The 18,502-nt window shown below is 67.3% G+C and carries 16 protein-coding genes; 9 read left to right on the forward strand and 7 right to left on the reverse strand.

All coding sequences use genetic code 11. The features are described 5' to 3' along the window. The first annotated feature begins 148 nt into the window (after positions 1–148). The gene (locus tag BLQ28_RS29575) at positions 149–2,380 is read left to right on the forward strand and encodes a M1 family metallopeptidase (RefSeq protein WP_093246898.1); all 2,232 of its coding nucleotides are present in this window, start codon (positions 149–151) and stop codon (positions 2,378–2,380) included. Positions 2,381–2,464: 84 nt separating this feature from the next. Then, the gene (locus tag BLQ28_RS29580) at positions 2,465–2,875 is read left to right on the forward strand and encodes a hypothetical protein (RefSeq protein WP_093246899.1); all 411 of its coding nucleotides are present in this window, start codon (positions 2,465–2,467) and stop codon (positions 2,873–2,875) included. A gap of 45 nt (positions 2,876–2,920) precedes the next feature. Here BLQ28_RS29580 and BLQ28_RS29585 read toward each other — a convergent pair whose 3' ends face one another. The 3 genes from BLQ28_RS29585 to BLQ28_RS29595 form a co-directional block, all read right to left on the reverse strand. Then, positions 2,921–3,670, reverse strand: coding sequence for a transporter substrate-binding domain-containing protein (locus tag BLQ28_RS29585; RefSeq protein WP_093246900.1), 750 nt, complete (start codon positions 3,668–3,670; stop codon positions 2,921–2,923). An 87-nt stretch (positions 3,671–3,757) separates the two neighbouring features. Further along, positions 3,758–5,197, reverse strand: coding sequence for a sensor histidine kinase (locus tag BLQ28_RS29590; protein ID WP_256327507.1), 1,440 nt, complete (start codon positions 5,195–5,197; stop codon positions 3,758–3,760). Continuing rightward, positions 5,194–5,877 (reverse strand): response regulator, encoded by a 684-nt coding sequence (locus BLQ28_RS29595; RefSeq protein WP_093246901.1) that lies wholly within the window; start codon positions 5,875–5,877, stop codon positions 5,194–5,196. Before BLQ28_RS29595 ends, BLQ28_RS29590 begins: the two co-directional genes overlap by 4 nt. A gap of 151 nt (positions 5,878–6,028) precedes the next feature. Here BLQ28_RS29595 and BLQ28_RS29600 point away from each other — a divergent pair, with 151 nt between their 5' ends. Then, entirely contained in the window at positions 6,029–6,424 is a 396-nt protein-coding gene (locus BLQ28_RS29600; protein WP_093246902.1) for a hypothetical protein, read from the forward strand. A 17-nt stretch (positions 6,425–6,441) separates the two neighbouring features. Continuing rightward, positions 6,442–7,338 (forward strand): alpha/beta fold hydrolase, encoded by an 897-nt coding sequence (locus tag BLQ28_RS29605; RefSeq protein ID WP_176801264.1) that lies wholly within the window; start codon positions 6,442–6,444, stop codon positions 7,336–7,338. A gap of 16 nt (positions 7,339–7,354) precedes the next feature. Here BLQ28_RS29605 and BLQ28_RS29610 read toward each other — a convergent pair whose 3' ends face one another. Together BLQ28_RS29610 and BLQ28_RS29615 are read right to left on the reverse strand one after the other, a co-directional pair. Further along, positions 7,355–8,170 (reverse strand): substrate-binding domain-containing protein, encoded by an 816-nt coding sequence (locus BLQ28_RS29610; protein ID WP_093246904.1) that lies wholly within the window; start codon positions 8,168–8,170, stop codon positions 7,355–7,357. A 107-nt stretch (positions 8,171–8,277) separates the two neighbouring features. Beyond that, positions 8,278–9,180 (reverse strand): LysR family transcriptional regulator, encoded by a 903-nt coding sequence (locus BLQ28_RS29615; protein WP_093246905.1) that lies wholly within the window; start codon positions 9,178–9,180, stop codon positions 8,278–8,280. A 110-nt stretch (positions 9,181–9,290) separates the two neighbouring features. Here BLQ28_RS29615 and BLQ28_RS29620 point away from each other — a divergent pair, with 110 nt between their 5' ends. Next, complete coding sequence (locus BLQ28_RS29620) at positions 9,291–9,722, forward strand: VOC family protein (protein WP_093246906.1); 432 nt, start codon at positions 9,291–9,293, stop codon at positions 9,720–9,722. Between the two features lie 164 nt (positions 9,723–9,886). Continuing rightward, positions 9,887–10,369, forward strand: a complete 483-nt coding sequence (locus BLQ28_RS29625) for a Spy/CpxP family protein refolding chaperone (RefSeq protein ID WP_176801265.1) — start codon at positions 9,887–9,889, stop codon at positions 10,367–10,369. Between the two features lie 12 nt (positions 10,370–10,381). Here BLQ28_RS29625 and BLQ28_RS29630 read toward each other — a convergent pair whose 3' ends face one another. Continuing rightward, a complete protein-coding gene (locus BLQ28_RS29630) occupies positions 10,382–11,293 on the reverse strand; it encodes a response regulator transcription factor (RefSeq protein WP_093246908.1) in 912 nt (303 codons plus the stop codon). Next, entirely contained in the window at positions 11,265–14,663 is a 3,399-nt protein-coding gene (locus BLQ28_RS29635; RefSeq protein ID WP_256327509.1) for a hybrid sensor histidine kinase/response regulator, read from the reverse strand. Before BLQ28_RS29635 ends, BLQ28_RS29630 begins: the two co-directional genes overlap by 29 nt. Before the next feature lie 266 nt (positions 14,664–14,929). Between BLQ28_RS29635 and urtA the strand changes: the two genes are divergently transcribed. The 3 genes from urtA to urtC all read left to right on the forward strand — a co-directional run bounded on the left by urtA (position 14,930) and on the right by urtC (position 18,500). Continuing rightward, positions 14,930–16,195 carry an urea ABC transporter substrate-binding protein gene (gene urtA / locus BLQ28_RS29640; RefSeq protein WP_093246910.1) on the forward strand — a complete coding sequence of 422 codons (1,266 nt, stop codon included), beginning with the start codon at positions 14,930–14,932 and terminating at the stop codon, positions 16,193–16,195. A 158-nt stretch (positions 16,196–16,353) separates the two neighbouring features. Then, a complete protein-coding gene (gene urtB, locus BLQ28_RS29645; RefSeq protein ID WP_093246911.1) occupies positions 16,354–17,268 on the forward strand; it encodes an urea ABC transporter permease subunit UrtB in 915 nt (304 codons plus the stop codon). Positions 17,269–17,300: 32 nt separating this feature from the next. Next, complete coding sequence (urtC, locus tag BLQ28_RS29650) at positions 17,301–18,500, forward strand: urea ABC transporter permease subunit UrtC (protein ID WP_093246912.1); 1,200 nt, start codon at positions 17,301–17,303, stop codon at positions 18,498–18,500. The last annotated feature ends 2 nt before the right edge of the window (positions 18,501–18,502 follow it).

Genomic DNA, 18,502 nt, shown 5'->3' on the forward strand with positions numbered 1-18,502 from the left:
TCTGACGAACGTTTCGTTCGCCGGAAGGGCTCGCTGTTGCCTGCCCGATTCGTTGTTCTTCATTCCATCACTCACCGCGCGTGCCCGCGCAGTACCGGCTACCCGCCGATGCCTGCAGGGCGGTGCATGTCCTTACCCAGAGGCGATCATGAAAAAACTCAACCAACCCTTCGTCAATCATCTTGCCATTACCGCAGTGACCCTTGCCGCCCTGACGGCATGCGGCGGCGGTGGAGACAGTGGCTCTTCGTTCGGCGGCGCAGGCGTGGGCCTCGGTGCCCCGTCGACTCCGGTGGCCAACAACATGGATACCGCGAAGAACGCGCCCGACGACGGCGTGCCCACCGCGGCGGCCGACGCCACGGCGGTGGCCGTCGACCGTTCGGCCAAGCCGATGGAGTTGCCCGACACCGTCTGGCCCAGCAACTACAAGCTGTGGTTCCGGCCCGATGCGGCGCTCAAGACCTTCGTGGGCCGCGGTGACGTGGAGATCGAAGTGCTCAAGCCGGTCGATGCGATCGTGGTCGCCGCGCACAACCTGAACTTTGCCAAGGGCCGCACCACGCTGCGCAAGGTGTCGAACCCCGGCGTGGCGATACCGCTGATCCCCACGCCGCAGACGCTGGGCGACTTCGTGCAACTGCGCCTGAACGACGGCCAGATCGCCAAGGGCAAGTACCTGCTGCACATGGAGTGGGACGGCAAGATCCAGTTCTCGGACGCGGAGTACTGCCCGCCCGCCGAAGTACAGCGCAACCCGTTCTGCTCGGCCGCCACCGGCATCTTCAAGGTGGGCCTGTCGACGCCCGAAGGCGTGAGCAGCGATGCCATCGTGACGCAGGGCGAAACCAACTACGCGCGGCAATGGTTCCCGGGCTGGGACGAGCCGGCCTTCCGCCACACCTTCGAGATTTCGGCCGAGGTGCCGGGCGACTGGAAGACCGTGTCGAACGGCGCGCAGAAGTCGGCGGTGAAGCTGCCCGACGGCTACCAGCAGGTGTCGTTCGAGAAGACACCGTCGATGCCGATGTACCTCACCTTCTTCGGCGGCGGCAAGTTCGACATCTTGCCGGACACCTTCAAGAACCCGCTGGACGGCACCGACATTCCGCTGCGCTGGTTCACGCCGCCGGGCCGCTCGACCTGGGCCACCTTCCCGATGGAGTGGACCAAAGTGGCCATGGACTACTACTACAAGTACACCGGCATTCCGTTGCCCATCAAGAAGTTCGACACCATCGCGGCCAACGACAGCTACAACAACAAGCCGAACACCGGTTTCGGCGGCATGGAGAACTGGGGCGCGATCTTCGAGTTTGCCGACGCGGTGCTCACCAAGCCGGGCGACAAGCCCACGCTGTATTCGGTGACGGTGGTCACGCATGAGATTGCGCACCAGTGGTTCGGCGACCTGGTCACGCTCGACTGGTGGGACAACGTGTGGCTGAACGAATCGTTCGCGCGCTGGTTCGAAAGGCGCACCACGATCAAGTTCCACCCCGAGTACTACAGCTTCTCGGACTACGTGCTCGACAAGCACAGCGTGATCGTTGCCGACTTGAAGAACACGGCGGTGCCGGTGCAGCGCAACCTGAACGACGCGGGTTCGTTCGGCTTCATCAGCCCGTCGATATTTGTCTACAACAAGGGCAGCCACGTGCTGGAGACCATCCAGAACTACATCGGCGAAGAGGCGATGCAGAAGGGCCTTCAGATCTACCTGAAGGACTACGCCTATGGCAACGTCACGCCCACGCGCCTGTGGACTTCGCTGGAGAAGGCGAGCGGCGGCAAGAAGGTGAGCGAGATCGGCGACAGCTTCATCCGCCAGACCGGCATTCCACTGCTGACGGTGGACGCGCAATGCGCCGGCGACCGCACCTACGTGAACATCACGCAGGAGTCCTTCCCCAACCAGAACCTGTACCCGGCCTCGACGTGGAACATTCCCGTCACGCTGGCGTACGGCGATGCGATGGACCAGCGCAAGACCTTCGTGATGTCGACCAACAGCACGCAACTCGAGCTGCCGGGCTGCACCGCGGTGCTGGCCGGGCCGACCGGGCAGGACTACTACGTGAGCAACTACAGCGCGCAGTCGTGGAGCGACCTGCTGGCCAAGGCGCAGTACTTCGGGGCCAACAAGCCGCTGCTGCTGAACATCGAGCGCGATGCCTTCCGCCTGCTGGGCGTGGGGCGCATCACGCAGGCGCAGTACGACCAGATCAAGAACATCGTCAACCTGCCGGCGCCGATCCTGGCGAAGACGGAACTGAGCCAGCAGAAGATGGTGGCACAGGACGCCGGAGCACCGGAGGAGTACCCGCACGCGCTGCGCTTCCAGGGCAACCTGAAGCTGCGTGACAACGACAAGCGCTGAGCCTTCGAACCACCATGCATGACGTCGCCGGCCGGGCCATGACGGGCGCGGCCGGCGGCGCATGCCCTACATCACGGGATCATCATGAACAGAGCATTGAAATGGTTGGGAGCCGGCGCCTGTGCCTTGCTGCTGCTGGTCGCCTGCGGCGCAAGCAGCGGACCCGAGGACGCGCTGGTCGGCGTTTATGCCGTCAAGCAGGACGGCGTGCTCAAGGAGCTGGTCAAGATCGAGCGGCGGGGCGATCGCTACGTCATGCGCGACAAGGTGCGCACACCCGACTGGAGCGAGGCCAAGATGCAGATGCAGCCGGTGACGCGCGAGCGCTGGAACAAGATCACCACCGACAGCGAGAACACCGCCTTCATCGGCGTGGCGAGCGACCAGCTTGGCATCTTCAAGGTGCCGGCGGGCTGGAAGAAGAACAACTTCAGCACGCAGACCGGCTACTTCCTGTTCTATTCACAAGGGCCGGTGGAGGCGTACAAGCTTTGAGCCTGAACGCCACCGCCACCGCCACCGCCACCGCCACCGCAGCCCTCAGGCCGAAGGCGCGACGATCGCGCCTTCGATGCGGTGGCGCTTCAGCGCATCGGCCACGAAGCCGCTGGCCTTCATGTGCTCGACGAAAGCGGCGAGCAGGGCTTGCGCATCGGCACCGCGGCTGGCCGGCGTGCCCATGGCCTGCTGGATCACCATGAAGCGGCCCGGCAGCACGCGCACGCCGGGTGCGCGCTCCGCCTCGCCTTCGAGCAGCTGGCGGATGCCGGCCGCCACCTCGACCTCGCCCGAACGCACGGCGGCGAGTGCCGGCCCGGCGCCCTGGAGGCGGACGATCTCGGCGTGTCGGATCTCGCGCGTGAGGAACAGGTCGTAGGCGCTGCCCGAGCCGACCGAGATGCGATGGCCCTCGGCATCGACCTGCGCGTTGTCGGTCAGCGGCGACGCTGTGGGCACGAGGTAGCTGCCTTCGATCAGCACATAGGGGGCTGTGAAGCGAAGCCCTTCGCTGCGCGCCGGATCGATGGCGAAGAAGCCGATGTCGGCCTTCTCGTTCTTCACTGCATCGACCGAGGCGGCGGCCTTCTCGAAGACCACGAATTCGATGCCCACGCCGAGCAGTTGCGCGAACGCGCGTGCCAAGTCGATCGACACGCCGACCGGCTCGCCGGTAGCCGCATCCTTGTTGGCAAGGATCGGATTGCCGAGGTTGATCGATGCGCGCAGAGTGCCCTGGGGCGCGAAGGCGGCAACGAGGGCGGGGGTGATCGGAGGGAGGGGCTGTGTCATGGCGTCCATTCGTCGAGAAGGAGGGGGAAGAAGCGGGGCGATGGCCGCCAGTTTACGGGCCGGCCGCTTCTGCCCGTTCTTCTCCTGCTAGACCCGCAGCACCAGCGGCATCCGCACCGTCACCTGCAGGCCCTTGCCCGTGCCCGTGTCGCTCAGCGCGATGGCGCCGCCGTGCGCATCGACCACCGCGCGCACGATGGCCAGCCCGAGGCCGCTGCCGGTCTGGGTCTGGTTGGGGTCGCGAAAGAAGCGGTCGAACACGCGCTCGCGCAGCGCCGGCGCAATGCCGGGGCCCTGGTCGGCCACGGTGAGCACGGCTTCGTCGACCACGCGCTGGATGCCCACGCTCACGACCGAGCCCACGGGGCTGTACTTGGTCGCGTTGTCGATCAGGTTGTCGATCATCGAAACAAGGCCGTCGCGGTCGCCGACGATCTCGACCGGCTCGTCGGCCACGAGTTCGATCTCGACCTCGCGCACGTGCGCCAGCGTCGACAGGGCGGCCAGTCGTTCTTGCACAAGGTCGTCCAGCCGCAGCGGCCGCGGTGCCGAGGCGTTCGCGTGGCTGCGCATGAGCCGCAGCAACTGGCCGACCAGCCGCTCCGCGCGCGCGTTGCTGCTGAGCACGCGCGCGAACAGCTCATGCTGGCGCTCGGTGGGGATGTATTGCGTGAGCAGCGCCTGCAATGCCTCGACGTTGACGCGCATCGCGGCAATCGGTGTGCGCAGCTCGTGCGCCGCATCGGCGATGAAGCTCTGCTCTCGCGCGATGCTCGCGCGCAGCCTTCCCATGAGTGCGTTGAAGTTGTGCACCAGCGGCAGCAGCTCGTCGTGCCGCGGCTTCACCGACACCGGTGCCAGGTCGTGCGGGCCGCGCGATGCGATCTCGTTCGCCACGGTGCGCCAGGGTCGCAGCGCGAGCCGGATCGACAGCCACGCGGGAAACAGCAGAAAGGGCACGCTGATGACCAGCGGCAGCAGGTAGTAGCCGCGCGACTGGAAGGTGAGCCACATCTGCATGCCGCCCGGCGCGATGAGCGTGACGCTCGTCTTGCCCGAAGGCGACGCGATGGTGCGCGCCCGCCATGACTTTCCATCGGCCTCGACGGACTCGATGACGTCTGGCCGCGTGTTCGCGATGTCCGACGGCACGCCGTCGGAGCGGTAGATCTGGCGGCCGTTCTGCCACACGATGACGCTGGGTGACAGCGTGGCGCTGTTGCCGTTGCCGAAGGCATCGCGCAGCGCCAGGTCCATCGCGCGCAGGCTCTCGTACTGCTTGGTGGGCCGGTCGACCAGGGTCTGCGCGACCAGCAGGATGCTGCGCTGCGAAGCGTCGATGGACGACAGGTCGTCGTTCATCGCGGAGCTGGCCACCAGCCCGGTCACCACGCTCCACAGCAGCGTCATCGTGACCATCTGCGCCAGCATGAGCCGGCGCACCAGCGAGGGCCGCCGCACGCGGCGCCAGCCTTCGCGCAGCCACCGCCCCGACACCATGGCGAGCGATGCCACGCCGGTGCTCATGCGGCCTCCGGCGGCGTGTGGGCCGTCTGGTAGATCACATAGCCGATGCCGCGCACCGTGCGGATGTAGCCTTCGCCGATCTTGCGGCGCAGGTTCGAGATGTGCACGTCGAGCACGTTGCTGTTCTGGCTCTGCCCGTTGGGCAGCACGAGCTGTTCGAGCGCGCGGCGCGCAACGACGCGGTCGGCGCGCTTGACCAGCAGGCACAGCAGCTTGAACTCGCTGCGCGACAGCGACACGGGCATCTCGCGCACACGCACGCGCTGGGTCGGCTCGTGCAGCCAGAGGCCGCGCACCTCGAAGGTGGCACCGTCGCCGCCGTAGCTGCGGCGGGCGAGCGCACGCACGCGCGACAGCAATTCGGCCAGCACGAAAGGCTTGACCATGTAGTCGTCGGCGCCAGTGTCCAGGCCCTTCAGCCGGTCGTCGAGTCCGTCGCGCGCGCTCAGGATCAGCACCGGCAGGCGCGCGCCGTCGCGCCGCAATTGCTCGAGCACCGAGAGGCCGTCGCCGTCGGGCAGGCCCAGGTCGAGCAGGATCAGATCGCACCCCTCCGTGTCGAGGACGCGCAGCGCCTCTTCGATCCGGCGCACCCACACCACCTCCATTCCCTGTGTCTGCAGGGCGACGCGTATGCCGGTGGCCAGGTCGAAATCGTCTTCGGCCAGGAGGATCTTCATGGGCGCGAATCTAACTGCCGAAGCTGAAGGAATCCCAAAGACAAGGGGGTTCGCCCGGGCCCGCAAGGCGCCGAATTTTCAGGAGACCTTCATTTGCGGAGATCACCATCGAGGGCGTTCATCCCGTCCATCGAAGAAGAAGACCACGCCCATGCATTCCAAGCTCAACACCGCGGCCACGATGCTCCTGCTGTCCCTGGCGGCATCCGGGGCGAACGCGTACCGGCCCGATCCCTTTCCGCAGGACTTCCAGCCTTCCAGGCCGGTCTACCGTACCGAGCGGCAAGAGGCCCCTCGCGACAAGAAGGGCACGACGGGGGGCCGGACCCGCGCAAGGGCAGTCGCAGGGGCCGACGCGGGCGCGGCGTGGGGCGCGGGAGCCGGCGCAGGGTGGGGCACCGCTGCGGCCGCCGGCATGAGCCCGACCGGCTGGCGCCGCCACAGCCTCGAGCGCTACGACGGCTACCGCTATTCGAGCCGCGATGCCGACGGCGACGGCATGCCCGACCACTGGGATCGTCACCCCCAGGACCCGCGTCGGCAATGAGCGGCCCGCAGACCCCGATGAACTCCGTCGACGCCAGTCTTTTCACCCGGCACTTCCGTTCGCCGGAGGCCCGGTCCTCGCTGCTGGATTCGTACGCCCGCGTGCTGGCCCGCTGGCCGGTGCCGTACGAGAGCCGCTATGTCGAGACGCGCTACGGCCGCGCGCACGTGCTGGCCTCGGGTCCCGCCTATGCGCCGCCGGTGGTGCTGCTGCACGGCAGCGGCGGCAACGCCACCACCTGGATTCACAACATCGCCAGGCTGTCGGGTGCGCTGCAGATCTACGCGGTCGACATCATCGGCGACGCGGGCCGCACCGAAGGGCGCCGGCCCGTGTCCGAGGACGCGTACTGCAACTGGCTCGAAGACGTGCTGATCGGGCTGGGCCGGCCCAAGGTGGGGCTGTGCGGTGCGTCTTTCGGCGCGTGGCTCGCGGCGGCGTACCTGCGCCAGACCTCGCGCCGTGTTTCGAAGCTCGCGCTGCTGGCCCCCGCGAACCTCGACACGCTGCGGCCGGCCTTCGTCGCGCGCGCGGCCATGGCTGCGATGTTCCCGAGCGAAAAACTGGTGCGCGGTTTCCAGGCCCAGGTTTCTTCGCCGATGGCGCCCGAGCCGCCCGGCTGGGCCATGGACGACCTGCTCGTGCGCTGGCGCTGCCAGCGCGGCAGCCCGAGGCCGCCGGGCCGCATGAGCGACGCCGACCTGCGCGTGCTGCCCAAGCACACGCTGCTGATGCTCGGCGAAGACGAGGCGCTCTACGACCCGGTGCGCGCCCGTGCCCGTGTGCTGGCCCATGCGCCGCACGTGCAGGTCGAGATGCTGCCCGGCGCGGGCCACACGCTGGCCTACGACCAACCCGACAAGGTCGGTGACGCGCTGGTCGATTTCTTCCGGCGCGACGGCTGGACGCTGTAGCCGCGTCGGTGCACCGTCAACGCGCCGTCAGCGGCTCCAGCCCGGTCTTGGCGATGGTGGGCGCGGCGGCCGGCGAGTTGAGGTAGCGGATCAACTGCCGTGCGGCCTCGGGCTGCTTCGACGCGGTGGCGATGCCGGCCGAGAACACCGTCACGCGCTGCACTTCGGCGGGCAGCGGGCCGATGTAGTCGATGCCCGCGATGGGCAGTAGCTCGCTCACCTGCTGCAGGCCCAGCGCCGCGTCGCCGCGCGCCACGACCGTGCCGACGCGCTCGCTCAGGATGCGCCTGCTCTTGGGTTTCACCTGGTCTTCGATGCCGAGCTTCTTGAGCAGCTCGGTCTCGTAGTAGGTGCCGCTGGCGCTGGCCGAGTAGGCGATGGACGGCGCGGCAAGCAGGGTGCGCTTGAGCGCATCGACCGTGCCGATGTCGGGCCGTGGCGCGCCCTTGCGCACCGCGAAGCCGATGGACGAACGCACCAGGTCGACCTGGCTGCCCGGCACCACCTTGCCTTGCGCGACCAGCGCATCGAGCGCGGGGCGCGCAAGGATCACCACGTCGGCCGGTTCGTTGCGCGCCAGGCGGCTGGGGATGGAGTCGTCGGCGTTGCCCATCGACGCGCCGTAGGCCGTCTTCACGGTGCGGCCGCTGCTGCGCTCGAACGCCGGGCGCAGGTCGTTGTAGGCGGCGGTGAAGCCGCCCGAGGTCATGACGTGGATGTCGCCGGTGGCGGCGGGCTTGCCGGCGTTGTCGAGGCTGCCGCAGCCGGCAAGGGCGAGGGCCGCGAACAGCGGGAGCGCCGCGCGGCGGGTCAGGGAAAGAAGGGGCTTCAACGATGTCTCCTGGTGCGAAGGGTGCAAGGGGCAGCAGCGTGGTCGCCGCTTGCACCGTCATCGTAGGGGGCGGGGCTGTCAATCCGCCTTCAGGAAATTAGTGGTTATCACCGAGGCGGCGCGGGCCTGTTTTTTCTGCGTTCCGTCTTCACGGCCTCCCGCAGGCACTGCGCGAACTGTGCGACGACGGGCGGGCTGGCCCGTGGCTTGCGCTGCAGGAGCCCGACTTCGCGATGGAACGTGGACTTGCCCAGCGAGAGCATGCGAACGCCGGGCGGCAGCGGAAGGTGCGCTTCCACCAGCGGCACGAGGGCAACGCCCAGGCCCCGGGAGGCCATGTGGATGAGCGCGGGGATCTCGTCCACCTCGATGGCGTCCGTCACCGCGAGCCCTTCGCGCCGGAGGAATCTTTCGACCATGCGGCCGCCGAACGATGCACGGTCGTAGCGCAGGAACGGCTGCGCCTGCAGAAGTGCGCGCCAATCTTTTCCGGGCGCGTCTGCCGGTGCGATGAGAACGTAGGGCTCGTGCACCAGCGTTTGCCAGGTGAGGTCCGGAAGGATGCCGAAGGGCGGGCGGATGATGACGGCCGCGTCGATCTGGCCGGCATCGAGGTCGTCCATCAGCCGCATCGACACGCCGGGCGACACGTGCACGCGAAGCAGCGGGAAGCCCTTGCGCAATGCCTCGAGTGCCCGCGCGACCAAGGTCGATTGGGTGGAGGCAATGGCGCCGATCCGCAAGAGCCCCGAGTGCGTGGCGTCTTCGGGCAGCTCGCCCAGCTTGGCATAGAGGGCGCAGATTTCTTCGGCCCGCCCCAGCGTGGTCTGGCCCGCCGCGTTCAAGGTGGCCGACCGGCCCGTGCGGTCGAACAGCGCGAACCCGAGGGACTCTTCGAGCCGCTTGATCTGGCTGCTGACGGCCGATTGCGTGAGGCCGATCCGCTCGCCCGCTGCGGCGAAGGTGCCGTGGCGGCACACGGTGATGAAGGTGCGAAGCTCAGTGATCATGGCGGACTCATCGAAATTGGTGGGGCTCAGGCACGAAATATATCGTTTTCGGTTATGCGAGCCGCTGCTTAAAGTCCGGACATCCTGAACTCCATTTCGCGGCAACATCCATGAGCGCTCCCGAGACACGCATTCCGTTCCACCTGGCTTTTCCTGTTCGCGACATCGCCGAAGCCCGTGCCTTCTACGGCGGGTTGCTCGAATGCCCGGAAGGGCGCAGCGCCCCGAGCTGGGTCGACTTCAACTTCTACGGTCACCAGATCGTGGCCCACCTGGCACCTGACGAATGCGGCCACAAGGCGCTGAGCGCCGTGGATGGCCACGACGTGCCGGTGCGCCACTTCGGCGCCGTGCTGCCGATGGACAAGTGGCAGGCCATGGCCGACAAGCTCATCGCGCGCCAGACGCAATTCGTGATCGAGCCCTACGTCCGCTTCAAGGGCGAGCCGGGCGAGCAGGCGACGATGTTCTTCCTCGACCCCTCGGGCAACGCCATCGAGCTGAAGTCCTTCGCCGACCTGGATTCGCTCTTCGCCGTCTGACCGCACCACTGTCAAAAAGCGGCGCCTGCCCAGAAGGCCCCCCGAGCGCAGGTAAAGACGCCCGGCTTTACCTGCGGTTTACGGCCTCGCAACGCCCGCTACAGCCGGGGCTCCTGAAATGCACGATGGCCCTTCGAGGGCCTGACGACCCAGGAGCCAGGATGATGAAAGACACCCTTCGCAGGTTCGCGCTCGCAGCGACCCTGATCGCCGTGAGCGGCTACAGCTTTGCGCAGTTCGGCGGCGGCGGCATGGGCGGCGGTGGCGGGCGCCGTGGCGCACGCACCGACAGCACGGCGAGCCCGCGCAGCAGCGACAGCCTTTCCACGCCCGCCACGGCGGCGAGCAAGATCCGCGACAAGCTCTACGACCTGCGCCTGCAACTGATGATCACGCCCGAGCAGTCGGCGCCGTGGGACCACTTCTCCGATGCGGTGTGGGAGCTGGCCGGCCGCAGCGGCATGGCGAGCGCGGCGCCTTCGGACGACCAGACCGCGCTGCAGCTCGTGCAGCAGCGCACCGCACAGGCGCAAGACCGGGCCCGGCGCATGCAGGCCGTGAGCGATGCGTTGTCGAAGCTTTATGAAGCGCTCACGCCCGAGCAGCGGCACGTGGCCGACCAGAACCTTGGCGCCGTGATTCCCTGATTCCCTGATCTTTCAGGCGAGCTGCCCGCTCGCCAGCGCGGCGGCCGCCGCCCGCGTTTCGACGCCCAGCTTCTCGAAGATGTGCTCCAGGTGCTTGTTCACCGTGCGCGGGCTGGTGCCCAGGATCTCGCCGATGTCGCGGTTGGTCTTGCCTTTGGCGAGCCATGACAGCACTTCGGTTTCGCGCGGCGTGAGGGCCGCCTCGGCCAGCCGCGCCGAAGAGGCGCCCGCCGCGCCGTCGCGCTGAATGGCAAACAGCAGCATCGTTTCGCCGAGCGCCGCCGCGCCGAGGTTGCGCACCGACAGCCGCATGCCGGTCGCCGTATTGACGACGATGGCCGCACCGGGTGCCAGCGCCGCTTCGAGCGAATGCGGCAGCAGCCCCGGTGCCACCGGGTCTTCGAGCGCATGCAGCCACAGCGCGGCCTGCGGCGAGCGCCAGGCGATGCGCCCGCGCGTGTCGACGAACACCACGCCCATGCCGGCCACGTCGACCGCATCGCGCGCCATGCGCGTGATGCGGGCGTTGCGCGCGTGCGTGTGCAGCCGCGCCAGCACTTCCTGCGCGCGGATCGGCTTGACCACGTAGTCGACGCCGCCGCACTCGAAACCTTCGACCACGTGCGCGGTTTCCGAAAGCCCCGTCATGAACAGCACCGGGATGTGCGCGAGCGCCGGGTTGGCCTTGATGCGCCGGCAGGTCTCGAAGCCCGAAAGGCCGGGCATCAGGCCGTCGAGCAATATCGCGTCGGGCACCACCAGCTCGAGGCGCTGCAGCGCGGCCTCGCCGTCGGCCGCCACCAGCACGGTGTAGCCGCTGGCCTCCAGCGTGTCGCACAGCATGCCCAGGCTGCTGGGCGCGTCGTCCACCACCAGCACCACGGGGCGTTCGGATTCAGGGCGAGGCGAGTGGGGTGTCTGCATCTTCTGCCAGTGCGTTGCGGAGGTTGTCGAGTTCGAAGCGCGCGACCATGCCGCGCAGCCAGGTGCAGGTGGCTGCGGCCGAAGGCGATGCGGCCGCCAGCCGGTCGAGCGCGGTGTGCAGGCCGCGCACGTGGCCCATCTGCACGAGGCGCATGAGTTCGGCGCGGTCGTCTTCCGACAGCGCGAGTTGCGGCGGGCGCACCGCCAGTTCTTCTTCGCCCGGGGGCGGCCTTGCGTCGCTGGCCGCCAGCCATTCGAGGCCCAGGTGCCGCTCCAGCGTGGCGATCAGTTCCGACTCGATCACCGGCTTGCCGACGAAGGCCTGGCAGCCGGCGGCGCGCAGCCGCTCGGCCTGGTTCTCGAACATGTTGGCCGAGACGATGATGATCGGGATGTCGTTGAAGCCGGCGGCGCGCACCGAGGTGGCGGTCTGCCAGCCGTCCATGTCGTCCATCGTCAGGTCGAGCAGGATGGCCGAGGGCAGCTCTTCGCGCAGGCTGTCCAGGCACTCGGTGCCGCTCGCGGCCTCGCGCACCTCGAAGCCCAGCGGCATGAGCATGCCGGCGAGCATCTGGCGCTGCACGGGCTGGTCGTCGACCACCAGCAGCGTGCGGCGCGCGCCCAGGTAGCCCGACACCGGCTGCCGCGCGGCACCGCCGTTCGCCTGCGGGCCGGGGTCGGCGACTTCGCGCAGGTACACGCGCACGCTGAAGGTGCTGCCGGCCGGTGAGGTGTCGGCCAGCTTCAGGTCGCCACCCATGAGCGAGGTCAGCAGGCCGGTGATCGTCAGGCCCAGCCCGGTGCCCGGGTCGCCGCGCCGGCGCCCGGCGGCCCCGCGTTCGAAGGGCTCGAAGATGCGCAGGCGGTCTTGCGGCGCCACGCCGATGCCGGTGTCGATCACGTCGAAGCGCAGCACCTCGCGCCGCGCATCCACATGCAGCGTGACGGTGCCGCTGTCGGTGAAGCGCACGGCGTTGGTCAGCAGGTTGATGAGGATCTGGCGCAGCCACTTGGCATCGGCATGCACCCACGGCGGCAGCCGGCCCGCGTGCGTGTGCACGAAGGCCAGGCCCTTGTTCTCGGCCTGCGGCCGCACCATGTGCACGAGCTGGTCGAGAAAGGCCGGCAGCGCCAGCGGCGCGGGTTCGAGCTGCACGCGGCCGGCCTCGATGCGCGCCAGGTCGAGCATGCCGTCGATCAGGCTGAGCATGTGCTCGCCGCTGCGGTGGATGGTCTGCACCGCATCGCGCGGCGGGGCGCTTGCATCGCCCTTGAGAAGAATCTGCGAGTACCCGAGGATGCTGTTGAGCGGCGAGCGCAGCTCGTGCGTCATGCCGGCCACGTAGCGGGTCTTGGCCTGGTTGGCGGCTTCGGCGACTTCCTTGGCCGTTTGCAGCGCGGCGTCGGTGCGGCGGTGGGCCTCGATCTCCAGCGCCAGCAGATTGTTGTGGCGCATCGATTCTTCTTGCGCCATCTGCCGGCTCTCGCTGCCCAGCACAACCCACCACGCGGCCACAGCGGCCACCACCGACAGCAGCGCGAACACCTTCAGGAAGGCCGTGCCCATGGCGGTGTTGTCGGGCCCCAGCAGGGCTTCTTGTGCGTAGACCACGCCCACCACCGTGGCCAGCAAGGCAATCAGCGAGGCAGCCACCAACAGGTAGTGCGCCACGCGGAAGTTCAGCCGCGCCGACAGCGCGGGCGGCAGCAGCGCCTGCAGCCAGCCGCTCATCTGCTCGGCGGCGCGCGAGTCGGTCTTGCAGCGGTCGTGGCAGCGCGATTCGAGCGTGCAGCACAGCGAGCAGATCGGCGCGCTGTAGGCCGGGCAGTGCGCCATGTCTTCGGACTCGAAGCGGTTGTCGCACACCGAGCACTTCACGCTCTGGCCGGGCGCCCAGCGGTCGATGTCGGTGCGCGCGAGGTAGTAGCGCCCGCGTGTCTTCCAGGCCAGCAGCGGCGAAACGAGCATGGCCGTGGCCAGTGCGACGAAAGGCGAGAAGGCCTTGGCCCATTGGCCCAGCACGCCCGAATACGCCAACATGGCGAGCGCCGCCGCCACCAGCATCGCAACGAGGCCCACCGGGTTGATGTCGTACAGGTGCGCGCGCTTGAACTCGACGGTCTTGGGGCTCCAGCCCATCGGCTTGTTGATGACCAGGTCGGCCACCAGCGCGCCGACCCAGGCGATGGCGATGTTGCTGTACAGGCCCAGCACGCGCTCCAGCGCGCCGAACACGCCCAGCGTCATCAGCAGCACGGCGATGACGACGTTGAACACCAGCCACACCACGCGCCCCGGATGGCTGTGCGTGAGCCGTGCGAAGAAGTTCGACCACGCCAGCGAACCCGCATAGGCATTGGTCAGGTTGATCTTCATCTGGGAGACGACCACGAACAGCACGGTGATGGCCAGCACCCAGGCCGGGTCGTGCAGCGCGTAGGCAAAGCCGGTGAGGTACATCTGCGTCGGCTCGATCGCGTGGTCGGGGTGGATCTCGTGCTGCAGCGCCAGGAACGCGAGGAAGGCCCCGCCCATCATCTTCAGCATGCCCGGAACGATCCAGCCGGGGCCGGCCACCAGCACGGCGGTCCACCAGCGGCGCCGGTTGGCGGCGGTTTTCTCAGGCAAAAAGCGCAGGTAGTCGACCTGCTCGCCGATCTGCACCACCAGCGAGAAGGCCACCGTGGCGGCGGCGCCGAACATGAGCGGGTCGAAGCCGCTGCTGTCGGACACGCGGCCGCGCAGGCTGGTGAAGTCGGCGAACAGCTCGGGCTTTTTCAGCAGCACGGCCGCGAAGGGGCAGATGAACAGCAAGATCCAGATCGGCTGCGTCCACAGCTGCAGCCCCGAGATGAGCGTGATGCCGCGCGCCACCAGCGGAATGATGACGATGGACGACACCACGTACAGCAGCCACAGCGGCCAGTCGAGGTACATCTGCAGCGCCAGCGCGAGGATGGCGGCTTCGAGCGCGAAGAAGATGAAGGTGAAGCTCGCGTAGATCAGCGACGTGAGCGTGGAGCCCAGGTAGCCGAAGCCCGCGCCGCGCGTGAGCAGGTCCATGTCCACGCCATGCCGGGCCGCGTAGTACGAGATCGGCAGGCCCGTGAGGAAGGTGATGAGCCCCACCACCAGGATCGCCCACAGCGCGTTCGAAAAACCGTAGCTCAGCGCAATGGCGCCGCCGATGGCCTCCAGCGCCAGGAACGAGGTGGCGCCGAAGGCCGTGTTGGCCACGCGGAACGCCGACCACTTGCGAAAGCTGCGCGGCGTGTAGCGCAGCGCGTAGTCCTCCAGCGTTTCGTTCGCGACCCAGGCGTTGTAGTCGCGGCGGATGCGAAAGATCTTCTGTCCGGAGACGGATGTCATGGCGGGTTCTCGCGGCGGCGGTGGCATGCGGCGGGTACAGCAAGAAGCGCTCCCTGTGCCTCCTGTTGCCGATGTCTGTCTCGCGAGTCTGGGGGCTCGGCAGAGGGGCGCTGCTACGTTGAATGACGTATTCGCCGGCAGGCAAGTGATTTCTAAAGTACCTGCCATGGTGCTCGGGGCACCGTCCGATGCACTTCGATGGTGCGCGGCTGGCCCATCACTTTTTCTTTCTCTCTCTCTTTTCTTCAACCTGCTGGAGTTTCCTGATGTCGCGTGATTCCGATCTTTCTCCCGATGCCCTGGCATTGCGCCGTCGCCGCCTACTGCAGGGCGCCGCTGCCTTGCCGATGCTGGGCCTTAGTGGCCTGAGCTTCGGCCAGGGGCAGTTCCCCACGGCCAAGGTCAACACCACCAAGCTCGCGGTGACCGACACCGAAGTCACGGTGGGCCAGCTGCATTCGTCCACCGGCACCATGGCGATCTCGGAGACCGGATCGATCCAGGCGGAGCAACTCGCCATCGACCAGATCAACGCCATGGGCGGCGTGCTGGGCCGCAAGATCAAGGTCATCAAGGAAGACGGCGCCTCCGACTGGCCGACCTTTGCCGAGAAGTCGAAGAAGCTGCTGGTCAACGACCACTGCGCCGCGGTGTTCGGCTGCTGGACCAGCGCCTCGCGCAAGGCCGTGCTGCCGGTGTTCGAGAAAGAGAACGGCCTCCTGTACTACCCGACCTTCTACGAAGGCCTGGAGCAGAGCAAGAACGTGATCTACACCGGGCAAGAGGCCACGCAGCAGATTCTCTGGGGCCTGGACTGGGGCGCGAAGGAGAAGAAGGCCAAGACCTTTTTCCTGGTCGGCTCCGACTACATCTGGCCGCGCACCTCGATGAAGATCGCGCGCAAGCACATCGAGAACTTCCAGAAGGGCTCGGTCAAGGGCGAGGAGTACTACCCGCTGGGCCACACCAACTTCAACTCGCTGATCAACAAGATCAAGGTGGCCAAGCCCGACTGCATCTTCGCGGCCGTGGTGGGCGGCTCGAACGTGGCTTTCTACAAGCAGCTCAAGGCCGCGGGCATCACGGGCGACAAGCAGTTCCTGCTGACGCTGGCCGTGACCGAGGACGAAATGACCGGCGTGGGCGGCGAAAATTTCGCGGGCTTCTATTCGTCGATGAAGTACTTCCAGTCACTCGACAACGAGAACAACAAGAAGTTCGTGGCCGCCTTCAAGGCCAAGTACGGCAAGGACGCGGTGATCGGCGACGTGACCCAGGCGGGCTACCTCGGGCCCTGGCTGTGGAAGGCGGCAGTGGAGAAGGCCGGCAGCTTCGACGTGGACAAGGTGGTGGCCAGTTCGCCGGGCATCGAGCTGAAGACGGCGCCCGAGGGGTACGTGAAGCTGGACGCGAACCACCATCTGTGGAGCAAGGCGCGGATCGGGCAGGGGCAGCTCGACGGCACGTTCAAGGTCGTTGCCGAATCGGCCGAGTTGATCAAGCCCGATCCGTTCCCGAAGGGCTACCAGTAAGCCTCGGATGACTTTCTCCTTCCCCCTTTAGGGGAGGGCAGGGGTGGGGGCAAGCGGCCGTTGATGAGGCCTTGCGCTTGCGAGCGTCGCCGTGCCCCCATCCCAACCTTCCCCCAGAGGGGGAAGGGGCCAACACCCAAACACCGGAATCCATTGCCATGACGCTGTCGGACATGATGAACATCGGCCTGATGCAGGGCTTCGCGGGGCTGAGCCTCTTCGCGGTGCTGCTGCTCATGGGCCTCGGGCTCGCGATCATCTTCGGGCAGATGGGCGTCATCAACATGGCGCATGGCGAGTTCATGACCATCGGCGCCTATTCGATTTACCTGGCCGCGCAAGTGACGGAGCGGATGGCGCCCGCGTTCATGCCGTACTACTTCCCGATCGCCATCGCGCTGGCCTTCGTGTTCGCCTTCATCGTCGGCTGGATCGTGGAGTGGGTGCTGATCCGCCACCTCTACAAGCGGCCGCTCGACACGCTGCTCGCCACCTGGGGCGTGAGCCTGGGCCTGCAGCAGATCTTTCGCACCTTCATCGGCCCAAAGGAAGTGAGCCCGACGCTGCCCGAGTGGCTCATGGGCTCGTGGACGCCGCATGAGGGCCTGGACATTCCGATCAACGGCCTGTTCGTGCTGGCGCTCACCGCGCTGGTTACGGGCGGCGTGCTGGTTGCGCTGCACAAGAGCCGCTGGGGCCTGCGCGTGCGCGCCACCGTGGCCAACCGCGTCATGGCCAATGCCACTGGCATCGACACGAAGAAAACCGACCGTCTGACCTTCGCCATCGGCTGCGGCATTGCCGGTGTGGCGGGCGCGGCCTTCACCACCATCGGCTCGACCGGTCCGACCTCGGGCTCGCTCTACATCGTCGATGCCTTCCTGGTCGTCACTTTCGGTGGCGCGGCAAGCCTGCTGGGCACCGTGGTCTCGGCCTTCGGCATTGCGCAGACGCAATCGATCTCCGAGTTCTTCATGACCGGCTCGATGGCCAAGGTGCTGACGCTGTCGCTGATCGTGCTGATTTTGATGATGCGACCGCAAGGCTTGTTCGCCGTGAAAGTGCGCCGCTGATGAACCCGATTCCCTTGCAGGAGAACGTTCCGATGAATTTCATCAAGGCCTCGATCCAGCGCTACCAGCTTGGCAGCCTGCTGCTCCTGGTGCTGCTGCTGGCGGTCGTGCTGCCGCTGTCGCTCGACATCTTCCGCCTGAACCTTGTGGGCAAGTACCTCACCTATGCCTTCGTGGCCGTGGGCCTTGTCATGGTGTGGGGCTACGGCGGCGTGCTGAGCCTGGGGCAGGGCGTGTTCTTCGGCATTGGCGGCTATGCGATGGCGATGTTCCTGAAGCTCGAAGCTTCCGACCCGGTGTCGACCAAGATCCAGACCACGCCCGGCATTCCGGACTTCATGGACTGGAACCAGATCACCGAATTGCCCACGTTGTGGCTGCCGTTCAAGAGCCTGCCGCTGAGCCTCGCGCTCGTGGTGCTCGCGCCGATGGCGCTGGCCTGGCTCGTGAGCTTCGCGATGTTCAAGCGCCGCGTGGGCGGTGTGTACTTCGCGATCATCACGCAGGCCGTGGCGCTGATCTGCACCGTGCTCATCATCGGCCAGCAGGGCTACACGGGCGGCGTCAACGGCATGACCGACCTGAAGACCATGCTGGGCTGGGACACGCGCACCGACAGCGCCAAGTACATCCTGTACTACGTCTGCGTCGGCCTGCTGGTGGCGAGCATCCTGCTGTGCCGCTGGATCCAGACCAGCAAGCTCGGCACGCTGCTGCTGGCCATGCGCGACAAGGAAGACCGCGTGCGCTTCTCGGGCTACGACGTGTCGAACTTCAAGGTCTTCATCTTCTGCCTCGCGGCCGGGCTCTCGGGCATCGGCGGTGCCATGTTCGCGCTGCAGGTCGGCTTCATGTCGCCGAGCTTCGTGGGCATCGTGCCGTCCATCGAGATGGTGATCTTCTGCGCGGTCGGCGGTCGCATGAGCCTGGTGGGCGCGGTGTATGGCGCGCTGCTGGTGAATGCGGGCAAGACGCTGTTCTCGGAGAGCTTCCCCGACCTGTGGCTCTTCCTGATGGCGGGGCTCTTCATCGGCGTGACGATGGCCTTCCCGATGGGGCTGGCCGGCGTGTGGGAGGAAAAGATCCGGCCATGGTGGAAGGCCCGCCGCCAGGCCCTGCGCGAGGCTTCGGTGCAACCGCCGATGCAGGCCGCAACGCCGCCGGCAGCCGTGCCCGCATCGCCGTCACCCGAACCCCATCTACCCGAAGGTATCGGCAGCCAGCGCGCCTGAAC

Origin of the sequence: Variovorax sp. EL159 (genome assembly GCF_900100965.1) — a bacterium.
Classification (GTDB): Bacteria; Pseudomonadota; Gammaproteobacteria; order Burkholderiales; family Burkholderiaceae_C; genus Variovorax.